This window comes from Rahnella sp. ChDrAdgB13 (assembly GCF_017655185.1).
GTDB lineage: Bacteria > Pseudomonadota > Gammaproteobacteria > Enterobacterales > Enterobacteriaceae > Rahnella > Rahnella contaminans.
Genome location: NZ_JAEMGT010000234.1, coordinates 1 through 1156, shown reverse-complemented (window position 1 = coordinate 1156; position 1156 = coordinate 1). Strand labels below are relative to the sequence as shown.

At 52.8% G+C, this 1156-nt stretch carries 1 protein-coding gene; it reads right to left on the bottom strand.

Translation table 11 applies throughout. The features are described from left to right. A partial coding sequence (locus tag J8X26_RS27260; protein WP_208952640.1) for a mandelate racemase/muconate lactonizing enzyme family protein occupies window positions 1-851 on the bottom strand: 851 nt, incomplete at its 3' end. Between the last annotated feature and the right edge of the window lie 305 nt (window positions 852-1156).

Genomic DNA, 1156 nt, shown 5'->3' with positions numbered 1-1156 from the left:
CCGCCAACTTTGCTGACGCTCGGCTGTGCGATGTCAATCGCGCCGCGTTCGAAATGCTCGACAAAACCCTGTATGCCCGCCGCATTTTCGCCAGCGGCAATTCGTGTGCCTTGTGTTCTGACCTGCGCCAGACCAGCCAGATCATCCGGCGGCCAGACGGGTTCTTCCAGCCATCCCAGATTCAGCGGGCGTAACTTCTGCGCCTGCGCGATGGCATCTTTAACACTCCACGGGCAATTTACATCGACCATCAGTTCAGCATCTTGCGGCAACACTTCCCGCGCGGTGGCAATGGCAGCGTATTCTGTTTCATGCAGTTTGATGGCGCGGAATCCGGCGTCATAAGTGCTCAGCACTTTTTCTGCCACGCGTTGCGGGTCATTCCCGTAACTCACCAGACTGGCATAAACCCCGATTTTATGGCGCTTCGCCCCAAGCAATTGCCAAAGCGGCTGGTTTCTGGCTTTTGCCAGCAAATCCCACAGCGCGATATCCACTGCCGACAGCGCAAACATCACCGGCCCCGTGCGGCCAAAGGCGTGGAAATTGATTTCTGCCTGTTGCATCAGCGAGGCAATTTCGTCAGGGCTTTGCGGACAGGTTTGCCCGAGGAAAAATCTGCCCACCAGACCGTTCAGCGCCGTTTCCGTCATCGGGTTTGAAAGATGCCCAAAACCTTCGCCCCAGCCGTGTAAACCGGTATCCGTGGTGATTTTGACCAGCAGCGTTTCCATACGGGTTAATGTCGGTGACGCCGCGTTGTAAGCGTCAGTGTTTTTCTCTTGTGATTTTTCCCTGCCGCTGCTGAAAGGAATAGCAACGCGCAATACCTCAATGTGGGTTATTTGCATCAGACAATCCTGTTTGTAGGGCTTTGAGTAAATTTTTTAGCCTAAGGAAACAGTCTAAAACGAGGAAATATGCCCGTTAACGGACGTTGGCCTAACTTTTAAACAGGATTGAACGGGAGTTTTGTGCAAATGAATGAAGGGGTGAGAAGTGAGTCACGAAAGGGAGAGGGCAGGATTTTTTTGGCCGAGGCCAGAAAGCAAAAAACCAGCCGTTAGGCTGGTTTCTTTAAATATGGTGCCCGGACTCGGAATCGAACCAAGGACACAGGGATTTTCAATCCCTTGCTCTACCGACTGAGCTATCC